The following is an 18176-nucleotide window of genomic DNA, read 5'->3' as shown; positions in this document are numbered from 1 at the left end:
GGCGTTCCCGGTGCGCCGCCCCTCCGGCGGGACGACCCGTCAGAACGCGATGCGCACCTTGAGCGCCGAGCGGTCGTCCATCGCCCGGTAGCCGTCCGGCACCCCGTCCAGGTCGACCGTCCGGTCGAAGACCAGCCCCGGCTCGATGGCCCCGGAGAGCACGTCCGGCAGCAGCTCGGGGATGTAGGCGCGGGCCGGGGCGACGCCGCCGCGCAGCGAGACGTTGCGGCCGAACATCTGGCCGATCTCCACGCCCGCGCTGCCGCCGTGCGGCACGCCCACGTAGCCGACCGCGCCGCCGTCGCGGGCGATCGAGATCGCGGTGCGCATCGACTCCTCGGTGCCCACCGCCTCCAGGACGGCGTGCGCCCCCTGGCCGCCGGTCAGCTCCTTGACCGCCTCGATCGCCGCCTCGCCGCGCTCCGCGACCACGTCGGTGGCACCGAAGCGCCGGGCGAGGTCGGTGCGGGCGGGGTGCCGGCCGAGCGCGACGATCCGGCCGGCGCCGAGCCGGGCCGCGGCGAGCACCCCGCACAGGCCCACCGCGCCGTCGCCGACCACCGCGACGGTCGAACCCGGGCGCACCCCGGCGGAGACCGCCGCGTGGTGACCGGTCGCCATCACGTCGGAGAGCGCCAGCAGGCCGGGCAGCAGCTTCTCGTCCGAGGCCGCCTCCTTGGGCAGGGCGACCAGCGTGCCGTCGGCGAACGGGACCCGGACCGCCTCGCCCTGGCCGCCGTCCGAGCCGACCTGGCCCCAGAAGCCGCCGTGCGGGCAGGAGGTCTGCAGCCCCTCCCGGCAGTAGTCGCAGGTGCCGTCCGACCAGACGAACGGCGCCACCACCAGGTCGCCGGGCCGGAAGCCGCGCACCTCGGCGCCGACCTCCTCCACCACGCCCAGGAACTCGTGCCCGATCCGCTGGCCCGCCACCCGGGCCGCCACGCCCCGGTACGCCCAGAGGTCGCTGCCGCAGATGCAGGCGTTGACGACCCGGACGACGGCGTCGGTGGGCGTGCGGACCACCGGGTCCGGCACCTCCTCGATCCGGATGTCCTTGGGGCCGTGGATGACGGTGGCGCGCATGGGGGTCGTCCTTCGGTGTCTGGAAACGTTCTCGACCGGATGTACGACCGATCCGTCGGCCACTCTATTCCTGACCCGGGTTCCGGACATTCCGGCCGGAGCCCGCCCGGGCGGCCCTTAAGCTGTTTGACCATGCATGCGATCCAGCACTCGACGACCGGCGCCCCGGGGACGGCCGCCGTCCCGGCCCAGCGCTCCGCCGACCCCGCCGCGGGGTACGCGGTGGTCGACGTCGAGACCACCGGCCTCGGCCGTTCGGACCGGGTCGTCTCGGCCGGCGTCTACCAGCTGGACGCCGACGGCGAGGTGACCGACCACTGGTACACCCTGGTCAACCCCGAGCGGGACCCCGGCCCGGTCTGGATCCACGGCCTCACCACCGCGATGCTCACCGGCGCCCCGACCTTCGCCGAGATCGCCGGGGAGTTCTCCGAGCGGCTGCGCGGCCGGGTGATGGTCGCACACAACGCGCTCTTCGACTGGAACATGATCTCCCGCGAGTACTCCCGGGCCGGCCTGCGCGCCCCCGTCGAGCAGCGGATCTGCACCATGGTCCTCTCCCGCGACCTGCGGCTGCCGCTGCCCAACGGCAAGCTGGCCTCGCTCGCCGCCCACTTCGGCGTCCGGCAGCAGAACGCCCACAACGCGCTCGACGACGCCCGGGTGCTCGCCGAGGCGTTCCGCCCGAGCCTGCACCTGGCCCGGCTGGCCGGGCTCCCGCTGCCGCTGCAGACCTGCGTCGCGGTCACCGACCTCGGCGAGGACGAGCCCGCCTCCCCCGCCCGCGGCAGCTGGACCGGCTCCGCCTACCGGCAGGCCAGGAAGCGCCCGCCGTGCCCGCACCCCAACCCGGGGCGCTGGGAGGACGGCAAGCCGCTGGTGCAGGGCATGCGGATCGCCATCACCGGGGACACCGCCACCGACCGCGAGGTGCTGGAGGACCGCGCCGTGGAGGCCGGGCTGCACATCGCCACCTCGGTGAGCCGCCTCACCAGCCTGCTCGTCACCAACGAGTCCGGCGGCTGGAGCGGCAAGGCCCGCAAGGCCCGCGAGGTCGGCACCCCGGTCGTCACCGAGGACGCCTTCCTCCAGCTGCTGCGCGAGGTCGCCCCGCACCCCGGGTCCTGACCCGGGTGCCCCGACCCCGGTGTCCGGCCCGGACGTGAGGTACGCGTACCGTTCCCATGTGTACCGTTTTCTGCTCTCCGGGCGCTGGCTGGTCACGCTGCTGATCGCCCTGCTGCTGATCCCCACCACCGTCCGGCTGGGGTTCTGGCAGTACCACCGCCACGAGGCACGGGTCGACCGCAACGAACTGGTCGGCGCGGCCCTCACCGCCCCGCCGGTCCCGTACGACTCGCTGTCCGGCGAGCCGGGCTTCGCGGTGCCCAAGGGCCTGACCTGGCGGGCCGTGACGGCCACCGGGCAGTACGACCCGGCGCACGAGTTCGTGGTCCGCAAGCGGACCGGGCCCGGCGGGGACAAGATCGGCTACTTCGTCCTCACCCCGCTGAAGCTCGCCGACGGCCGGGGCAGCGTCCTGGTCAACCGCGGCTGGGTGCCCTCCGGCTCCTCGGCCGTCGCCTACCCCGAGGTCCCGGCCGCGCCCGCCGGCGAGGTCACCGTCACCGGGCGTCTGCGGGCCGACGAGACCACCGCGGGCAGCGGCATCCGCGATCGCGGCGGCCTCCCCGACCGGCAGTTCAACCTGATCAACACCGCCCAGCAGGCCAAGGAGACCGGCGCCGCCGTGCTCGGCGGCTATCTGGAGCTGACCGCCACCAGCCCGGACCCGGGTGCCGACCAGCCCGCGCTGCTCGACGAGCCCGACCACTCGGCGATCGGCCCGCACATGGCGTACGCCGTGCAGTGGTGGCTGTTCACCGCGCTGATCCCGGTCGGCGCCGTGATCCTGGTCCGCCGCGAGGCCCGGGACCGCGCGAAGGCCGCCCGCGAGGCCGCCGCGGAGGCCGGGCACGCCGGCGCCGCGGGGCCGGAGCCCGAGGCCGAACCGGCCGTGGGCACCCCGGCCTGACCCCGGCCCCGCACCCGCCGCCCCGCACCCCGCCGCCCCGGGCACGTCTCGCTGCCCGGAGCGCGTCCTCCCGCCCGGCTCACAGCACGTCGTCGAACTCGCGCAGCAGCCGGGCCTTCGCCCGGGCCCCCACCACCGAGCGCACCGGCTCGCCGCCCCGGAAGACGATCATCGTCGGCATCGAGAGCACCCCGTACGCGGCCTGCGTCTGCGGATTGCGGTCCACGTCCAGCTGCACCACCTTCAGGCGGTGCGCCTCCTCCCGGGCGATGTCGGCCAGCACCGGCGCCATCATCCGGCACGGCGGGCACCAGTCCGCGGTGAACTCCACCAGCACCGCCCCCTCGGCCGCCAGCACCTCCGCCGCGAACGTGCCGTCCGTGACCTCGGCCACCCCTGTGATCTGCACCGTCGTTCCCCTTACTGTTCAGGATCTTCCTCGGACTCGGACCACTCGCAGCGCGGCGGTCCGGCGACGGCGGCACCGGCCCGCAGTGCCTCCCGGGCCTCCTCGGCCCGCAGCAGTTGCGCACCGACCTGCTCGCGGACCTCCTGGAGCCGCCCGATGCAGTCGTCCAGCTCCGCGAGCTTGCGCCGGTACACCTCCAGCGAGGCCGGGCAGGAATCGCCCTCCGGGTGACCGGCCTGCAGGCACTCCACGAACGGCCGGGTCTCCTCCAGGCCGAAGCCGAAGTCCTGCAGGGTGCGGATCTGCCGCAGCAGCCGCAGGTCGTCCTCCCCGTACGCCCGGTAGCCGTTCCCGGCCCGCCGGGCGGGCAGCAGCCCCAGCTCCTCGTAATACCGCAGCGCCCGGGTGGTCGTCCCCGCCCGCTTCGCCAGTTCGCCGATCTGCATGCCCGCTCCCTCCGGGTGCCCCGCGCACCGCGCCGCCGAACCCGACGGTAGACCTTGACGCCCACGTCAACGCCAGCGTGCGGCCGCGCACTCCCGGCCCGGTCCGGCCCGGTCCGACCCGGCCCACCCGGCACGGCCCCACCCGGCCCGCGGCCGGGAGCGCCACTACCCGCCGCCCGGCGCGACCCCGCACAATGAGCCCCATGGATCTTGGACTGCAGGACAAGGTGTACGTGGTCACCGGCGCCACCCGCGGCCTCGGCTTCGCCACCGCCCGGGAGCTGGCCGCCGACGGCGCCCGGGTGCTGGTCAGCGGGCGGAGCAAGGAGTCGGTGGACGCCGCCGTCACCGCCCTCGGCGGCCCCGGGCGGGCCCACGGCCTGGTCGCCGACAACGCCGACCCCGCCACCGCCGAACGGCTCGTCGGCGCCGCCGTCGAACACTTCGGCCGGCTCGACGGCGTCCTCGTCAGCGTCGGCGGACCGCAGGCCGGCCCCGTCCTGGGCACCGCCGAGGAGGCCTGGCGCAGCGCGTTCGACTCCGTCTTCCTCGGCGCCCTGCGGATCGCCCGCGCGTCCGCCGACGTCCTCGGCGAGGGCGGGGTGATCGGCTTCGTGCTCTCCGCCTCGGTCCGCCAGCCCATCGCCGGCCTCGGCATCTCGAACGGCCTGCGGCCCGGCCTCGCCATGGCCGCGAAGTCCCTCGCCGACGAGCTCGGCCCGCGCGGCATCCGGGTGGTCGGCCTGCTCCCGGCCCGCATCGACACCGACCGGGTCCGCGAACTCGACGCGCTCTCCGGCGACCCGGACGCGGCCCGCGCCCGGAACAGCGCCGGGATCCCGCTCGGCCGCTACGGCACGCCCGAGGAGTTCGGCAGGGCGGCCGCCTTCCTGCTCTCCCCCGCCGCCTCCTACCTCACCGGCGTGATGCTCCCCGTCGACGGCGGCGCCCTCCGCACCCTCTGACCCCCGGGGCTCCCGGGCGGACGGCCCCGTGCGGGAGCCCCGTCCGCCCGGGCGGCTACTGCACGCGCGGGTGCTTCTTCCGGCCGCCGTGGACGGCAGGGTCCGCCGGACGCGGGGAGACGTGGACGCGCAGGTCGGCGGGGAGTTCCGGGAGGGCCAGGCTGGTGCGGCTGTGCTGCCTGGGGCCGGTGTCGAAGCGTTCGAGCAGGGCCGCCGGGTCGCCGCCCGGGGCGAGCCGGACGGCGCCGCGCAGCCGCAGCCGGCCCCGCGCACCGGTCACCCGCACGGTCGCCCGTTCGACCTCCGGGAGCGCGGCCGTGCCGGTCTCGACCGCGTCCTCCAGGGCCTTGGTCCGCAGGCGCAGCCGCAGGCCGGGTGCCGCGCCGGGGGTGGCGACGGCGAGAGCGCCGGGCCCGCTGCGCCGCAGTTGGGCGACGAGCCACCAGGCGGCTCCCGCGACGGCCAGCACCAGGGCGGTGATGACGGCGGGCCACCACCAGTCCTCGTCGGTCCACCGGGTGCGGCTGGTGGTGCTCAGCAGGGGCTGGTCCGGTGAGGTGAGCGGCCAGCGGTCCGGCGGGTCGGCGCCGAGGCGGGCGTACAGGTCGAACCCGCCGGCCAGCACCAGCAGGCCGACGGCGAGCAGCACCAGCCCGGCGAGGCCGATCAGCAGGCGGTTGACGGTGGTCCGGCTCACGTCGTCTCCTCGGGGACGCGGGTCCTCCCCGTCCGGACGTCCAGCCGCAGCGGCCGGGCCAGCGGCACCCGGGTGAGTTCCGCGCGCAGCTGCCGCTGGACGGAGGCCGGTTCGGCGGGCCCGACCAGGTCGGCCCTGACCCGGCGCCGGTTGACCCGGACGGTGATGCGTTCGATACCGGGCACCTCGTGGGCGCGGTCGACGAGCAGGTTGCCGACGCCGGAGCAGTCGATCGACCCGTGGGTGTCGCCGTACGGGCGCAGCGCAAGCCACTGTCGCAGGCCGGGGGCGCAGGCGAGCCAGACCAGCCAGCCGCCGAGCAGGACGGCGACGGCGGCGCCGGTCAGGACCCAGGGGTCATCGAGGGGCCGGGTGGCGAGTTCGTCGGCGAGCCGGGTGCGCCAGCTGCGCGCGCCGCCCCCGGCGCGGACGGCGACGACGTCGAAGAGCAGGGCTCCGGCGGCGACCAGGGCGGCGGCGGCGACGAGTGCGGCGGCGGCCGTCCGGGGGGCCCACTGCCGGGGCACGTCCACGGCGGGCGGTTCGGGCCCGGTGCCGTCCGGTCGGTCCCCGCTGCCGTCCTCGGGTCCGGTGTACGGCCCGGCTCCGCGCGCGGGCCGGATCCGGACGGGCGCGGCGGCCCGGGTCGCGCCTGCGGGAACGGGGCCCGCCGGCCGCACGCGCTCCGGCGGCGGCCCTTCGGCGCGGGGCCCCTCCGGCTGCGGAACCTCCGGCGGGAGGCCCTCGGACCGGGGGCCCTCGGACCGGGGAACCTCAGGCTTGGGACCCTCCGGCCGCGGGCTCTCCGGGGCGGGCTCAGGCACCGGCCGCACCCCCCGGGTACGGGACGAGCCGGTCGACCACGACGGTGACGCCGGTCACCCGGGTGCCGGTGAGGGTGGTGAGGCGTTCGGCGATGCCGTCGCGGACGGTGCCCGCGACGGCCGCGAGGTCGATCGGGAAGGGCAGGTCGACGGAGACCCGGACGGCGACGGTGGTGCCGGGGGTGGAGACGGAGACGTGCGGCACGGCGGCCGTCCCGGGGTGGCCGCGCCAGGCGTCGGCGAGGGCGTCGCGGGCGGCCCGGACGGCGATCGCGGCGTAGACCCGGTCGGCGATCCGCAGCCGGCCCCGGGCACCGGGGTCGCGGGTGGTGGCGAGGGCCGCCATCAACGGCGCCGGTCGCGGCTGCGCAGCAGGTCGCTCAGGTCGCCGAGTTCGATGTCGCCCTCCAGCAGGCGTCCGATCACGAACCCGACCACGCCGAGCACGGCCACCAGCAGGAAGGCCGCGAAGCCGCCGAAGTACCCGGCGAATCCGAGTGCCATGCCCACCACCAGGCCGACGATGGCCAGGTTCATCCGCTACTCCTCAGGGTCGCTCATTGCAGCTTGGGCCGTTGTCCGGAGAGGGGCGCCTCTTCCTCCTCCTGGACGTCCGGCTCGTCGGGGAGGTGGACGTCGTTGACCGCGATGTTGACCTCGACGACTTCCAGGCCGGTCATCCGCTCGACCGAGTCGATGATGTTCTCCCGGACCTGGCGGGCCAGTTCGGGGATGACGACGCCGTACTCGACGACCAGGGCGATGTCGATGGCGGTCTGCCGTTCGCCGACCTCGGCCTTGATGCCCCGTCCGATGTTGGACTTCCCGCCGGGGACGCGGTCCCGCATGGCGCCGAAGGTGCGGGCCAGCCCGGAGCCGAGGGCGTGGATGCCGCTGACCTCGCGGGCGGCCATCCCGGCGATCTTCTCCACCACGCCGACGGCCAGCGCGGTCCGGCCGCGCTCGCCGGCCGCCCCGGCGCTGTCGGCCGAGGAGGTGGCGTTCTTCTGCAGGGTCGAGGGCGTCGGGGTGTCAGGCATGGGGGTGTCTCCCGGGTTCGTACGGCTCAAGCTATCTCGCAAATCGCTCCAACTCTGGCATTTGGGCACGAATCCCGCCCCCGGAGCGCCGCCGCTGGGCGGAGCCGGCCGGGCCCGGGAAACACCGCGGGCCCGACTCCACGGGGGGAGCCGGGCCCGGGGCGGGCGGTCCGGTCAGTCGCCGAGGCCGGCGAGGTCGCGCAGGCGGCGAGCCTGGGCCGCCCGTTCGGCGGTGCGCTGCTCGTCGTAGCTGCGGCCGGCGGCGCCCTGGAGCAGGGCCTTGGTCTCGACGACGGCGTTGCGCGGGGCGGCGAGCAGGGCGGCGGCGAGTTCGCGGGCGGCGGTGTCGAGCTCGGCGGCGGGGACGGCGAGGTTGGCCAGTCCGGCGGCGACGGCCTCGTCGGCGCCGACCCAGCGGCCGGTCACGCAGATCTCCAGGGCGCGGGCGTAGCCGACCAGGTCGGCGAGGGGCTTGGTGCCGGCGAGGTCGGGGACGAGTCCGAGCGAGGTCTCCTTCATGGAGAAGCGGACGTCGTCGGCGACCACGCGCAGGTCGCAGCCGAGGGCGAGCTGGAAGCCGGCGCCGACGGCGTGGCCCTGGACGGCCGCGATGCTGATCAGGTCGGTCCGGCGCCACCAGGTGAAGGCGTCCTGGTAGGAGGCGATGGTCTCGTCGAGGTCCTTGTCGTCCGCGGCGGCGAGCTGGAGGAAGTTGCGCTCGCCGGGGATGCCCTCGGGGGTGAACATGGCGCGGTCGAGGCCCGCGGAGAAGGAGACGCCCTCCGCCCGCAGCAGCACGACGCGGACGCTACCGGGCAGCTCGCGGCCGACGGCGGCGAGGGCGCGCCACATGGCGGGCGACTGGGCGTTGCGGCGGGCAGGCTGACAGAGAGTTACCACGGCGAGTTCACCTTCGATTTGAAGGCGAACGCCGTCCTGCTCCCCCGTCGGGGCCTGCGGATCGGTGGCGGGAGCAGTCATGGAGGGACCTCCGGTGGCAAGGAGAGCTGGCTACCGGAGAGTAACAAACTTGTTCGGGCGGCGGCAGGGGCCACTCGCCCCGGGCGGCGGATCCCGCCGATCAGGTGACAGGTACACGCCGAAGCGGCTCTCGACATGACGATCGGCGGCCGGTTCGCCCTGACCGGAGGCGGGCGGTCCTACCACCCGTTCCCCGACCGGCGCCTCGCCGCCGAGTCATCCAAGCCGCTGCTCGACGGGCCGTCAGGAACCGGCCCCAGCAGCAGCTTTGTTCTTTCCGCGGGTGGCACCACCGCGACCCCGGAGGATCACTCCGGACTCGCTCAGCATCCGGTGCACGAACCCGTACGAGCGACCGGTCTCCTCCGCCAGAGCGCGAATGCTCGCCCCGGAGTCGTACTTCTTCTTGAGATCAGCCGCGAGCTTCTCACGCGCGGTACCGGTCACCCGGCTGCCCTTTTTCAGAGTCTCGGCCACCCGTGCCTCCTCGTAGCGTTGCTCGGTCAGATTCCCATGATCACCCATCCACAGCCTCCTGGCCACCCATTCGGCAAGGTCGATGTCCCGAATGCGCGGCCCTTCGGTGGTGATCCGAGCGCACAAGGGCGCTCACGCAGAGTGCACGCCCCCGGGGCCGATGCGCCGTCTGCCGCGAAAGAGCTGATCAGCAGCGTCGGCCCGACCACGATCGAGTGGCGGGCCGACGGAAGCTCCTCAAACGGAATCCGGGACTGCTTCATTCCCGGACACGCCGTAAGGACTAGATTTTCTGAGCCGAAAAGGGGATCCGGCGTCTACTCCGAGCCGGGCAAATCGGTCAGGCGAGCGAGACCAGGTCGGCGTACGCCGGGCTCCACAGGTCCTCGACGCCGTCCGGCAGCAGGATGATCCGCTCCGGCTGCAGCGCGTCGACCGCCCCCTCGTCGTGGGTCACCAGCACCACCGCGCCGCTGAACTCGCGCAGCGCGCCCAGGATCTCCTGGCGGCTGGCCGGGTCGAGGTTGTTGGTGGGCTCGTCGAGCAGCAGCACGTTGGCGCTGGAGACCACCAGCGAGGCCAGGGCCAGCCGGGTCTTCTCACCGCCGGAGAGCACCCCGGCCGGCTTGTCGACGTCGTCGCCGGAGAACAGGAAGGAGCCCAGGATCTTGCGGATCTGCACCAGGTCGGTGTCGGGCGCCGAGGAGCGCATGTTCTCCAGCACCGTGCGGTCCGGGTCCAGGGTCTCGTGCTCCTGGGCGTAGTAGCCGATCTTCAGGCCGTGGCCCGGGATCACCTCGCCGGTGTCCGGCTGCTCCACCCCGGCGAGCATCCGCAGCAGGGTGGTCTTGCCGGCGCCGTTCAGGCCCAGCACGACGACCCGCGAACCCCGGTCGATCGCCAGGTCGACGCCGGCGAAGATCTCCAGCGAGCCGTACGACTTCGACAGGTCGGCCGCGGTCAGCGGGGTCTTGCCGCAGGGGGCCGGGTCCGGGAAGCGCAGCTTGGCGACCTTGTCGTTCAGGCGCACCTGGTCCAGGCCGGAGAGCAGCTTCTCGGCGCGGCGGGCCATGTTCTGCGCGGCGACCGTCTTGGTCGCCTTGGCGCGCATCTTGTCCGCCTGGGCGTTCAGCGTGGCGGCCTTCTTCTCGGCGTTGGCCCGCTCGCGCTTGCGGCGCTTCTCGTCGTCCTCGCGCTGCTGCTGGTACTGCTTCCAGCCCATGTTGTAGACGTCGATCGCGGAGCGGTTGGCGTCCAGGTAGAAGACCTTGTTGACGACCGTCTCGACCAGGTCGACGTCGTGCGAGATGACGATGAAGCCGCCCTTGTAGGTCTTCAGGAAGTCCCGCAGCCAGGCGATCGAGTCGGCGTCCAGGTGGTTGGTGGGCTCGTCGAGGAGCAGCACGTCGGAGTCCGAGAAGAGGATCCGGGCCAGCTCGACGCGGCGGCGCTGACCACCGGAGAGGGTGTGCAGCTGCTGGTTCAGGATGCGGTCCGGCAGGCCCAGGGCGGCGGCGATGGTGGCGGCCTCGGCCTCGGCGGCGTACCCGCCCTTGGTGAGGAACTCGGTCTCCAGCCGGGCGTACTTCTTCATCGCGTTGTCGCGGGTGGCGCCCTTGCCGTTGGCCATCCGCTCCTCGTTCTCGCGCATCTTCTTCAGCACGGTGTCGAGGCCGCGGGCGGAGAGGATGCGGTCCTTCGCGAGGACGTCGAGGTCACCGGTGCGCGGGTCCTGCGGGAGGTAGCCGACCTCGCCCGAACGGGTCACCGCGCCCGCCGCGGGGATCCCCTCGCCGGCCAGCACCTTGGTGAGCGTGGTCTTGCCGGCGCCGTTGCGCCCGACCAGGCCGATCCGGTCGCCCGGGGCCACCTTGAAGCTCGCGGACTCGATCAGGATCCGGGCACCGGCGCGCAGCTCTAGGGCGTTGACGGAAATCATGGCTGGGAGTCACTCCTGGGACGTGGGCGGGCGCCTGGACGTGGCACAGGGCCTGGGCAGCGGGAAGGACGGCGTACGGCGATCGGCGCACCGCCCGGTGGCGGTGCCGCTCGCCCGCTATCGCTCGGAGGGAACAGCCATGGCGGCAAGTCTACCGGGCCCCGCATGGAGGCCCGGCGCGGTGCCCGGGGCGGTGCCCGGAAGGGCCGGGAGCCGCCCTACGGCTGCCCGCCCCGGTCCGCGCAGCTGCCCTGCGGACGCACCGCCGCGAACGGCTCGGACGGGTCGCCGCACGGGACCTCGGGGGCGGCCTCCTTGGTGTCGAAGACCTTCGGGCCGACGATCGGGCCGTCCGTGATCAGCACCCGCCGGCCGTCCAGCGCCTTGAGCGTCACCGCGGGGCCGGCGTTGAGCTGCCAGCCGCTGGAGTCCAGCCGGTAGCCGGTGATGCCGCCGGAGACCGGCAGGCCGCCGCTGGTGCAGGTGCGCGGCACCAGCACCGCGTGGTCGGTGCGCACGGTGCGCTGCGGGTCGTAGAGGCAGTTGGCCGGGGGCTTGGAGTTGTAGCGCAGGTCGCCGTCGGCGTCGCGGAAGCCCATGGTCAGCGAGGGGGTGACCACCGCCACCCAGGGCGAGGTGTCGCCGGGCACGGTCTGCAGGGCGGTCGCGGCGCGCTCCACGGCCTGCTGCTTGCGCTGCTCCTCGGTGCGCCGGTCGGCGCCCGGCTCGCCGTCGCCGGCCATCCACTCGGCCAGCCCCGGCACCCCGCGGTGCCAGCGCACCTGGTGGTCGCTCGGGCGCACCGAGGTCACCAGGCCGTCGTCCCAGAGCACCACGGCGCTCTCGCCGGCCATCGCCAGGTAGAGCGCGGTCGCGCCCTCGCGGCGGTAGGACCAGGCGTGCTCCCCGCTGGTGCCGTCGTACGCCTCCAGGCCGGGGCCCACCCGCAGCTCCAGTCCGGCGGTGTCCAGGGACTGCGCGTTCACCGGTCCGGCGCTCGCCGCACCCGGCCCCTCGACCCGGTCACCGAACGGCACCGGCTTGTTGGCGTGCGCGGCAGCGCCGGCCACGAGGACCAGCAGGACCGCCAGGGCAGGGAGGGCCGATCGGGGGGTGAGGACGTGCAGCGGCTTCCAGGACACGGGCGGAGCGTACCTTTCGCAGGCCCGGCGAGTCAGCCGGACTACGCCGGACGTCCGACCGGTGGACGCCGCCCGGACCGCTTTCCGGGGCCCTCCGCGACCGGCCCGCCGACCTGCGCCGTCGGGCCGGGGGGCGTTCCGGCGGCCTTCCCGGGTAGGCCGCCGGACCGGCCGAGGACTGTTACAGAGGTGATACACGCGACCGCTCCGGCGGACGGCGTTCGAATATCGCCCACTTTAGGGTGACATTGGGGGTTTTCCTCCGGCCGATGGGCCTACTGTCAGCGTGTGCGGGGTGCCTCCGCCCCCTCGGTGACGCCCTGAGGAGAGACCCATGCGATACGGCCGCCTGACGCTGGCCGCCGCCGCCCTGCTGCTGCTGACCACCGCGAGCGTCCCGGCCGGGACCCCGCTCAGCCAGACCGAGCGGCACGAACTCTCCTCCGACGCCTTCCAGCCGCGCGGGGCCGCGCCCCGGCCGGTCGTCCAGCGGCCCCCGCACGAGCCGCCCTTCGGCGCCTTCGTCGGCTCCTGGAACGACTACATCCCGCAGATCGGCCGCTACGCCCAGTGGCTGGGCGACGCCAACCTCCAGGTCGGCCACACCTACCTGGCGGGCAACCACTGGACGGACATCGAGGGCGCGCCGGTGGTGCTCGGCCTGTGGTCGCAGTGGCGGCTGGCCGACCCGTCCCGCACCCTCGTGCTCGGGGTGCCGATGCTCGTCCCGAACGAGGCGAACGTGCCGGACGCCGAGGTGGCGGCGCTGCTCGCCCGGGGCGCCCGCGGGGAGTTCGACCACCACTTCCTCAGGCTCGCCCGCCGGCTGGTCGCGCTGGGCGGCGCGGACACCGTGCTCACCCTGGGCTGGGAGATGAACGGCATCACCTACACCCACCGCTGCAAGCCCGACCCGGCCGCCTGGAAGACGTACTGGCGGCGGATCGTGGGTGTGATGCGCTCGGTGCCCGGGCAGCGCTTCCGCTTCGACTTCGCCCCGAACCGGGGGCTGGACGCGATCCCCTGGACCAAGTGCTACCCCGGCGACGACGTGGTCGACATCATCGGCATGGACAGCTACGACCAGCCCGCCGGCGCCACCTTCGACCAGTACGTCAACGAGCCGTACGGGCTGCAGGACCAGGTGGAGTTCGCCGCCAAGCGCGGCAAGCCGGTCTCGTACCCGGAGTGGGGGCTGTTCCACAACGGCGACAACCCCGAGTTCGTGCAGCGGATGGTGGAGTGGATCCGCACCCACGACGTGGCGTACCAGACGGTCACCGACTACTGCCCGCACGGGTTCTTCCAGTGCGACCGCAATCCGCGCTCCAGCGCGCGGTTCAAGCAGCTGATGACCGGGTCGAAGGGGGCGGCGCCGACCGCCACCCCCTCCCCCGAGGCGACGATCGTCCCGGCCCCCGCACCGTCCGCCTCCGCGTCCCCGTCCGCCTCCGCGTCGGGCCCGGCTCCGGCCGCTGCCTCGCCGGGCCCCACGGCGGCCCGGTCAGCTGCGCCGTCGCGACGCTAGCGCCTCCTTGAGCCCCGGCAGGCGGGTGTTCAGCAGGTGCACCGCCGCCTGCCGGGTCCGCACCGTGCCGGCCCGGGCGGCCGCCGCGGCGGCCGGCCCGCGCGGGCCGAATAGCAGGCGCTGGTTGTGCAGCTGGTCCGGACGCCAGCGCTGCTTGTACGGCTCCTGCCCGCGCAGCAGGCTTATGACCGGGATCCCCGCCGCGACCGTCTCGTCCAGCGCGGCGCCGAACAGCAGCCCCGCGATGTCCAGCCGCTCGCGCAGCCTCGGGTGCGCGCCGTACAGGTAGAGCCCGGCGAAGGACGGGCAGAGCAGCAGCAGGTTGACGGCCACCAGCTCGCCGTCCAGTCGGAACTGGTGGACGGCCGCCCGGCCGCCGGCGACCAGGCCGGCGGTGGACTCGGCGAGGTGGGCGGCGAACCGCTCGGTGCGGTGCTCCGGGGTCACCCCGCGGTCCTGCCACTGCAGGAAGTGCAGCCGCAGCAGTTCGCCGAGCGCCTCGGGGACGTCCTCGGGCGCCGTGCTGCGGATCTCCACCCCGGCCTCGGCGATCTTCCGCAGCTTCACCCGGCTGCGCTGCGCGGTCTTCCCCGGCAGCCGCTTGAGCAGCTGGTCCATCGGGACGCCCGGCAGGTACTGGCAGAGCGAGTCCCGGTAGCGGCGCCGGCTGCCGCGCCACTGCTCGAACACCCGGTGCACCGCCGCGTCCGGGTGCACCTCGCGCAGTTCCAGGCTGTGCCAGGGGCGGGTGAGCGGCAGGGCGGCAGCGAACTCGGCGGCGGCCCGTTCGGCGTGCTCGTCGTCGAGCAGGACGTCGGTGAAGTCGGCCAGCCCGTCGCCGAGGCCGGTCCAGCCGCCGAGCGGGCCGCCGCGCCGGCGGAACGCCCCGGCGCCGACCAGCAGCCCGTCCCGGCGGACCAGCACCACCCGCAGCCCGCCCGGCCGGCCGTACCGGCGCCACCAGGAGCACTGCCAGGCGGCGGCCTGGAAGAAGGTCGCGGTGCGGCAGCGGGCGGCCAGGGCGTCCCATTCGGCCGCGAGCCCGTCCAGGGCGTCGTCCTCGCAGCGCAGTTCGCTGGTCCAGCGCGGGGCGCCGGCCGCCCGGGCGGGGAGGCCGGCCGCGGCGAGGTCGGCGGTCGTCACCGACCGCTCCCGGCGGTCTCCTTGGCCCGGCCCCCGGCCCCGGCGTCCTCCGACCCCGCTCCCCCCACCCCGGCGGCGGCCCTACCGGCGGGGGCCGTGCCGGTGCGCGGACGGGGGGCGGTGGGGGCCGACTCGGCGGCGGGCTCCGGCACCGCTCCGTCGGCGCCGCCCCGGCGGCGGGTCAGCATCACCAGCGCGCCGACCAGCACGCCGGCCGCGCCGCCGACCGCGACGTCCAGCTGCGGGGAGGGCGTGCTCGGCCGGTCGGGTTCGGCCGCCTGGGCGAGCGACACCAGCCGGACGCCGGTCTCCCTGCTGCTGGCGTTGGCGAAGGCGACCAGCGAGCGGGCCACCGCATCGGCCGCCCGGACCGCCTCCTGCGGCCGCGGACCGGTGCCGGTGATCTCGATCACCGGCGCGTCCGGGGAGGTGGTGCCGCGGACCAGCTCGGTCAGCACGGGGGTGGTGTGCCCGGTCTCCGCGGCGGCGGCGGCGAGCACCTGCGGCTGGCCGGCCAGCCGGCCGTACGCCTGGGCGAAGTTGACGGCGGTGGCGCTCTCGCCCGGATTCTGCGGCACCACCACCACGTACGAGTTGGCGGCGTACGACGGGTCCGCGGTGATCGCGTACCCGGCGCCGGCCGCGGCCCCCAGCGGCACCGCCAGGGCCACCGGCCACCAGCGGCGGGCCAACGTACGGGCGCTTCGGCGCAGTTCGGACATGCGGGGCTCCTTGGGTATCACGGCCGGTCGGCCGGCGCCGCGGTGCGCGGCCGGAGGGAACGGGGCTGGGGCCGGGGTCGGGGCCGCGGTGCGGCGGGCCGGCGGCGCGCGGTCACGCCGGGACCAGCCGGTCGTAGAGCGCGCCGAGGTCGGCGGCGACCCGGGCGATGTCGTAGTGGCCGACCGCCGGCGGGACGGGCGGCGGGCCCGCGCCGAGCTCCGGCAGCCGGCGCAGTTCGGCCAGCGCGGCGGCGTACGCGGCCGGGTCGGACGGGATGCGGCGGGCCTGCGGGGCCGCGGCGGGCGGGAGTTCGTCCAGCGCGGGGCAGGCGCTGTGCCGCACCGGCAGGCCCGCGGCCAGGCCCTCCAGGACGCCCAGGCCGAAGGTCTCGCCGGGCGAGGGGGCGGCCAGGACGTCCACGGCGGCCAGCAGCTCCGGCACGTCGTCGCGCTCGCCGGTGAGCACCACCCGCTCCCGGACGCCGAGTTCGGCGGCCCGGCGCTCCAGGGCGGGGCGCTCGGGGCCCTCGCCGATCAGCACCAGCCGGGCCGCGGGGTCCGTCCTGGCGAGGTCGGCGAGCGCCTCCAGCAGCACCTCGAAGCGCTTGCCGGGGACCAGCCGGCCGACCCCGCCGACCACCCAGCCGTCCGCCGGCAGGCCGAGTTCGGCCCGCAGCCGGGCGCGGGCGGCGGCCCGGTCGGCGGGCGGCCGGGCGTAGCGGGCCGCGTCGATGCCGTTGGGGATCAGCTCGATCCGGGCGGGCGGCACGCCCCAGGAGTGCAGGGTCTGGGCTACCTGGCGGGAGACCGCGACGGTGGTGGTGCCGAGCCGTTCGGCGGCCAGGTAGAGGCCCTTGACGCCCCGGGTGACCGGGCGGCCCTCGATCACCCCGGGGTGCAGCGAGTGCTCGGTGGCGACCACCGTGCGCACCCCTGCCAGCCGGGCGGCCAGCCGCCCGTACAGCCCGGCCCGGTAGAGGTGGGTGTGCACCACGTCGTAGCCGCCGTCGCGGACCAGCCGGACCAGCCGGGGCAGCGCGCCGAGGTCGCGGTTGCCGCGCATGGCGAGGTGGTGGACGGGCACGCCGTCGGCGCGCAGGGCGGTGGCGACCGACCCGGGGTTGGTGAGCGCCGCCACCTCGCACCGCTGGTGGGCGGGCAGGTGCCGGAGCAGCAGCAGGAGTTGGCGTTCGGCGCCGCCGGAGGCCAGGCCGGTGACGATGTGCAGCACCCTCATCGGCCGCCCTCCCGGAGGTTGCGGCGCAGTTCGGTGACGGTGTCGCGCAGCCGGTGCCGGCCGTGCTTGGCCCGCAGCCGCCAGCCGCCGTCCCGGTCGCCGACGTAGCACCGCGGCAGGGCGAAGCGGCCGGTGAGCGGGGAGTGCGCGATGGCGCAGGCGTAGTCGTACCCGGCGTCGCGGACGGCGAGGGCGGCGGGCAGGTCGACGGCGCCGTACGGGTAGCAGAAGCCGGTGACGGGCCCGCCGACCACCTCCTCCAGGGCCCGGCGGCTCTCCCGGGTCTGCACCGCGAGCCGGTCGGCGGGAAGGCCGGGCAGCGCCTGGTGGCCGAGGCCGTGCGAGCCGATCTCCCAGCCGGCGGCGGCGAGTTCGGTCACCTGGCGAACGGTGAGCAGTTCCTTGCGGGGGCCCTCGGCGTCCCAGTCGTTGACCCGGCCGAGCAGGTCCGCGACCACGTAGGCGGTCGCGGTGAAACCGTACGCCTGCAGGATCGGTACGGCGTGCCGGGCGAAGTCGGCGTACCCGTCGTCGAAGGTGAGGCCGACCAGGCGGCCGTCGCGTCCGGTGGCGCGGGCCCGCCGCAGTTCGCGGACCGAGACCCCGCGCCAGCCGCGCCGGTGCAGCCAGGCCATCTGGTCGGCGAACCGCTCGGGGCTGACCGTCAGCAGATAGGGATCGGACTCCTCCACCGCGACCGAGTGGTACATCAGGATCCACGGCGAGGAGAGCGCGCCGGGGGCCGGCAGCGGCCGGGCCGCGGGCCGGCGGGTCCCGGGCAGGTGGACCCCGCCGTGGCGGGCGGCGGGCGGCGTGTCGGTGCGCGATCCGGCCGGCGTCGTCGCGACGGAGCGGCGTACGCCCGACAGGACCGAACGGACGGAGACCCGTTCAGCGTCCATGGGGAGGCTTCCCTTCATCGGCAACAGGGGGCGGGCACAGGGCCCGGACGGCGGCGAGCACCGGTCCGCGCACCTCGCGGGCACCGAGGCCGGTGCCGAGGGCGGCGAAGGCCAGTGCCACGGTGAGGCCCCCGAGGAGGGTCGAGAGCAGCGGGTCGGCCGGGAGGCCGGCGGCGGGGAGGCCGAGGGCGGCGGCCCCGGCGGCGGCGGCGAGCAGCCGGACGTGGCCGCCGAGCACCCGGGGCACCCGCAGCGGGATGCCGCGCAGGACCAGGCCGCGCAGCAGCAGGACGGCGGTGGCGGTGATCCCGGCGGCGTTGCCGGCGGCGAGCCCGAGGGCCCCGAAGCGCGGGGTGGCGAGCAGGCCCACCGCGACGGTCACGGCGAGGCCGAGCAGCATGGCGGCCAGCGGGTACCAGTCGAGCAGCCGGCGCCCGCCGTCGTCGCGCGGGTCGCTCGCCCGGCGGACCACCGGCCGCAGCGAGAAGTACGGGCGGATCATGACGCCGATCAGCGCCTGGGCGGGCACCCCGAAGCTGTAGACCCGGATGACGGCGGCAGTGGCGGCGGTGTCCGAGGGGCCGAAGGCGCCGCGCTCGAAGAGCA

General features: G+C 75.4%; 21 protein-coding genes. 4 read left to right on the top strand and 17 right to left on the bottom strand.

Annotation, left to right across the window (positions count from 1 at the left end; all coding sequences use genetic code 11):
• Positions 1 to 39 precede the first annotated feature (39 nt).
• Complete coding sequence (locus ACWGB8_RS33420) at positions 40 to 1083, bottom strand: zinc-dependent alcohol dehydrogenase family protein (protein ID WP_452217400.1); 1044 nt, start codon at positions 1081 to 1083, stop codon at positions 40 to 42.
• A gap of 132 nt (positions 1084 to 1215) precedes the next feature.
• Between ACWGB8_RS33420 and ACWGB8_RS33415 the strand changes: the two genes are divergently transcribed.
• Both ACWGB8_RS33415 and ACWGB8_RS33410 read left to right on the top strand, forming a co-directional pair.
• A complete protein-coding gene (locus tag ACWGB8_RS33415; RefSeq protein ID WP_452217399.1) occupies positions 1216 to 2211 on the top strand; it encodes a DEDDh family exonuclease in 996 nt (331 codons plus the stop codon).
• 58 nt (positions 2212 to 2269) lie between these two features.
• The gene (locus ACWGB8_RS33410) at positions 2270 to 3118 is read left to right on the top strand and encodes an SURF1 family cytochrome oxidase biogenesis protein (RefSeq protein WP_452217398.1); all 849 of its coding nucleotides are present in this window, start codon (positions 2270 to 2272) and stop codon (positions 3116 to 3118) included.
• Positions 3119 to 3197: 79 nt separating this feature from the next.
• Here ACWGB8_RS33410 and trxA read toward each other — a convergent pair whose 3' ends face one another.
• Together trxA and ACWGB8_RS33400 are read right to left on the bottom strand one after the other, a co-directional pair.
• Positions 3198 to 3527: a thioredoxin gene (gene trxA / locus ACWGB8_RS33405; protein WP_452217397.1), complete on the bottom strand. Its 330-nt coding sequence runs from the start codon at positions 3525 to 3527 to the stop codon at positions 3198 to 3200.
• 11 nt (positions 3528 to 3538) lie between these two features.
• A complete protein-coding gene (locus ACWGB8_RS33400; RefSeq protein ID WP_452217396.1) occupies positions 3539 to 3973 on the bottom strand; it encodes a MerR family transcriptional regulator in 435 nt (144 codons plus the stop codon).
• Between the two features lie 203 nt (positions 3974 to 4176).
• Between ACWGB8_RS33400 and ACWGB8_RS33395 the strand changes: the two genes are divergently transcribed.
• A complete protein-coding gene (locus tag ACWGB8_RS33395; RefSeq protein ID WP_452217395.1) occupies positions 4177 to 4938 on the top strand; it encodes an SDR family oxidoreductase in 762 nt (253 codons plus the stop codon).
• 55 nt (positions 4939 to 4993) lie between these two features.
• Here ACWGB8_RS33395 and ACWGB8_RS33390 read toward each other — a convergent pair whose 3' ends face one another.
• The 9 genes from ACWGB8_RS33390 to ACWGB8_RS33350 all read right to left on the bottom strand — a co-directional run bounded on the left by ACWGB8_RS33390 (position 4994) and on the right by ACWGB8_RS33350 (position 12038).
• The gene (locus tag ACWGB8_RS33390) at positions 4994 to 5635 is read right to left on the bottom strand and encodes an alkaline shock response membrane anchor protein AmaP (RefSeq protein WP_452217394.1); all 642 of its coding nucleotides are present in this window, start codon (positions 5633 to 5635) and stop codon (positions 4994 to 4996) included.
• Complete coding sequence (locus ACWGB8_RS33385; RefSeq protein WP_452217393.1) at positions 5632 to 6168, bottom strand: DUF6286 domain-containing protein; 537 nt, start codon at positions 6166 to 6168, stop codon at positions 5632 to 5634. The genes ACWGB8_RS33390 and ACWGB8_RS33385 overlap by 4 nt, the downstream gene beginning before the upstream one ends.
• Positions 6169 to 6451: 283 nt before the next feature.
• Positions 6452 to 6805, bottom strand: coding sequence for a hypothetical protein (locus tag ACWGB8_RS33380; RefSeq protein WP_452217392.1), 354 nt, complete (start codon positions 6803 to 6805; stop codon positions 6452 to 6454).
• Entirely contained in the window at positions 6805 to 6996 is a 192-nt protein-coding gene (locus ACWGB8_RS33375) for a hypothetical protein (protein WP_452217391.1), read from the bottom strand. Before ACWGB8_RS33375 ends, ACWGB8_RS33380 begins: the two co-directional genes overlap by 1 nt.
• A gap of 20 nt (positions 6997 to 7016) precedes the next feature.
• On the bottom strand, positions 7017 to 7499 hold the full coding sequence (locus tag ACWGB8_RS33370) for an Asp23/Gls24 family envelope stress response protein (protein ID WP_452217390.1): 483 nt from the start codon (positions 7497 to 7499) through the stop codon (positions 7017 to 7019).
• A 174-nt stretch (positions 7500 to 7673) separates the two neighbouring features.
• Positions 7674 to 8480: an enoyl-CoA hydratase/isomerase family protein gene (locus ACWGB8_RS33365; RefSeq protein WP_452217389.1), complete on the bottom strand. Its 807-nt coding sequence runs from the start codon at positions 8478 to 8480 to the stop codon at positions 7674 to 7676.
• A 243-nt stretch (positions 8481 to 8723) separates the two neighbouring features.
• Complete coding sequence (locus ACWGB8_RS33360) at positions 8724 to 8957, bottom strand: helix-turn-helix domain-containing protein (RefSeq protein WP_452217388.1); 234 nt, start codon at positions 8955 to 8957, stop codon at positions 8724 to 8726.
• A 340-nt stretch (positions 8958 to 9297) separates the two neighbouring features.
• Entirely contained in the window at positions 9298 to 10896 is a 1599-nt protein-coding gene (locus tag ACWGB8_RS33355) for an ABC-F family ATP-binding cassette domain-containing protein (RefSeq protein ID WP_452217387.1), read from the bottom strand.
• Positions 10897 to 11114: 218 nt separating this feature from the next.
• Positions 11115 to 12038: a hypothetical protein gene (locus tag ACWGB8_RS33350; protein ID WP_452217386.1), complete on the bottom strand. Its 924-nt coding sequence runs from the start codon at positions 12036 to 12038 to the stop codon at positions 11115 to 11117.
• A 334-nt stretch (positions 12039 to 12372) separates the two neighbouring features.
• Between ACWGB8_RS33350 and ACWGB8_RS33345 the strand changes: the two genes are divergently transcribed.
• Positions 12373 to 13566 carry a glycoside hydrolase family 26 protein gene (locus tag ACWGB8_RS33345; RefSeq protein WP_452217385.1) on the top strand — a complete coding sequence of 398 codons (1194 nt, stop codon included), beginning with the start codon at positions 12373 to 12375 and terminating at the stop codon, positions 13564 to 13566.
• On the opposite strand, the gene ACWGB8_RS33340 is transcribed toward ACWGB8_RS33345, so the two are convergent.
• From ACWGB8_RS33340 to ACWGB8_RS33320, 5 genes are all read right to left on the bottom strand, one after another.
• Positions 13543 to 14709, bottom strand: a complete 1167-nt coding sequence (locus ACWGB8_RS33340; RefSeq protein ID WP_452217384.1) for a GNAT family N-acetyltransferase — start codon at positions 14707 to 14709, stop codon at positions 13543 to 13545. The two genes, ACWGB8_RS33345 and ACWGB8_RS33340, sit on opposite strands and share 24 nt — an antisense overlap.
• A complete protein-coding gene (locus tag ACWGB8_RS33335) occupies positions 14706 to 15431 on the bottom strand; it encodes a Wzz/FepE/Etk N-terminal domain-containing protein (RefSeq protein WP_452217383.1) in 726 nt (241 codons plus the stop codon). Before ACWGB8_RS33335 ends, ACWGB8_RS33340 begins: the two co-directional genes overlap by 4 nt.
• Positions 15432 to 15543: 112 nt before the next feature.
• Complete coding sequence (locus ACWGB8_RS33330) at positions 15544 to 16668, bottom strand: glycosyltransferase (RefSeq protein WP_452217382.1); 1125 nt, start codon at positions 16666 to 16668, stop codon at positions 15544 to 15546.
• A complete protein-coding gene (locus tag ACWGB8_RS33325; protein ID WP_452217381.1) occupies positions 16665 to 17570 on the bottom strand; it encodes a polysaccharide deacetylase family protein in 906 nt (301 codons plus the stop codon). The genes ACWGB8_RS33330 and ACWGB8_RS33325 overlap by 4 nt, the downstream gene beginning before the upstream one ends.
• Positions 17560 to 18176: lipid II flippase MurJ (locus tag ACWGB8_RS33320; protein ID WP_452217380.1), on the bottom strand; the 617-nt coding region annotated here is incomplete at its 5' end. The genes ACWGB8_RS33320 and ACWGB8_RS33325, both read right to left, overlap by 11 nt.

It is taken from the genome of Kitasatospora sp. NPDC054939 (genome assembly GCF_053610105.1).
The sequence above is the reverse complement of the archived record's forward strand: the minus strand, read 5'-3'. Positions and strand labels throughout refer to the sequence as shown.

What these genes read in the sequence shown, in the direction of transcription:
- ACWGB8_RS33420 (WP_452217400.1), bottom strand. Translation starts at nt 1,083, where the DNA reads ATGCGCGCCACCGTCATCCACGGCCCCAAGGACATCCGGATCGAGGAG.
- ACWGB8_RS33415 (WP_452217399.1), top strand. Translation starts at nt 1,216, where the DNA reads ATGCATGCGATCCAGCACTCGACGACCGGCGCCCCGGGGACGGCCGCC.
- ACWGB8_RS33400 (WP_452217396.1), bottom strand. Translation starts at nt 3,973, where the DNA reads ATGCAGATCGGCGAACTGGCGAAGCGGGCGGGGACGACCACCCGGGCG.
- ACWGB8_RS33395 (WP_452217395.1), top strand. Translation starts at nt 4,177, where the DNA reads ATGGATCTTGGACTGCAGGACAAGGTGTACGTGGTCACCGGCGCCACC.
- ACWGB8_RS33380 (WP_452217392.1), bottom strand. Translation starts at nt 6,805, where the DNA reads ATGGCGGCCCTCGCCACCACCCGCGACCCCGGTGCCCGGGGCCGGCTG.
- ACWGB8_RS33375 (WP_452217391.1), bottom strand. Translation starts at nt 6,996, where the DNA reads ATGAACCTGGCCATCGTCGGCCTGGTGGTGGGCATGGCACTCGGATTC.
- ACWGB8_RS33370 (WP_452217390.1), bottom strand. Translation starts at nt 7,499, where the DNA reads ATGCCTGACACCCCGACGCCCTCGACCCTGCAGAAGAACGCCACCTCC.
- ACWGB8_RS33365 (WP_452217389.1), bottom strand. Translation starts at nt 8,480, where the DNA reads ATGACTGCTCCCGCCACCGATCCGCAGGCCCCGACGGGGGAGCAGGAC.
- ACWGB8_RS33355 (WP_452217387.1), bottom strand. Translation starts at nt 10,896, where the DNA reads ATGATTTCCGTCAACGCCCTAGAGCTGCGCGCCGGTGCCCGGATCCTG.
- ACWGB8_RS33345 (WP_452217385.1), top strand. Translation starts at nt 12,373, where the DNA reads ATGCGATACGGCCGCCTGACGCTGGCCGCCGCCGCCCTGCTGCTGCTG.
- ACWGB8_RS33335 (WP_452217383.1), bottom strand. Translation starts at nt 15,431, where the DNA reads ATGTCCGAACTGCGCCGAAGCGCCCGTACGTTGGCCCGCCGCTGGTGG.
- ACWGB8_RS33330 (WP_452217382.1), bottom strand. Translation starts at nt 16,668, where the DNA reads ATGAGGGTGCTGCACATCGTCACCGGCCTGGCCTCCGGCGGCGCCGAA.
- ACWGB8_RS33325 (WP_452217381.1), bottom strand. Translation starts at nt 17,570, where the DNA reads ATGGACGCTGAACGGGTCTCCGTCCGTTCGGTCCTGTCGGGCGTACGC.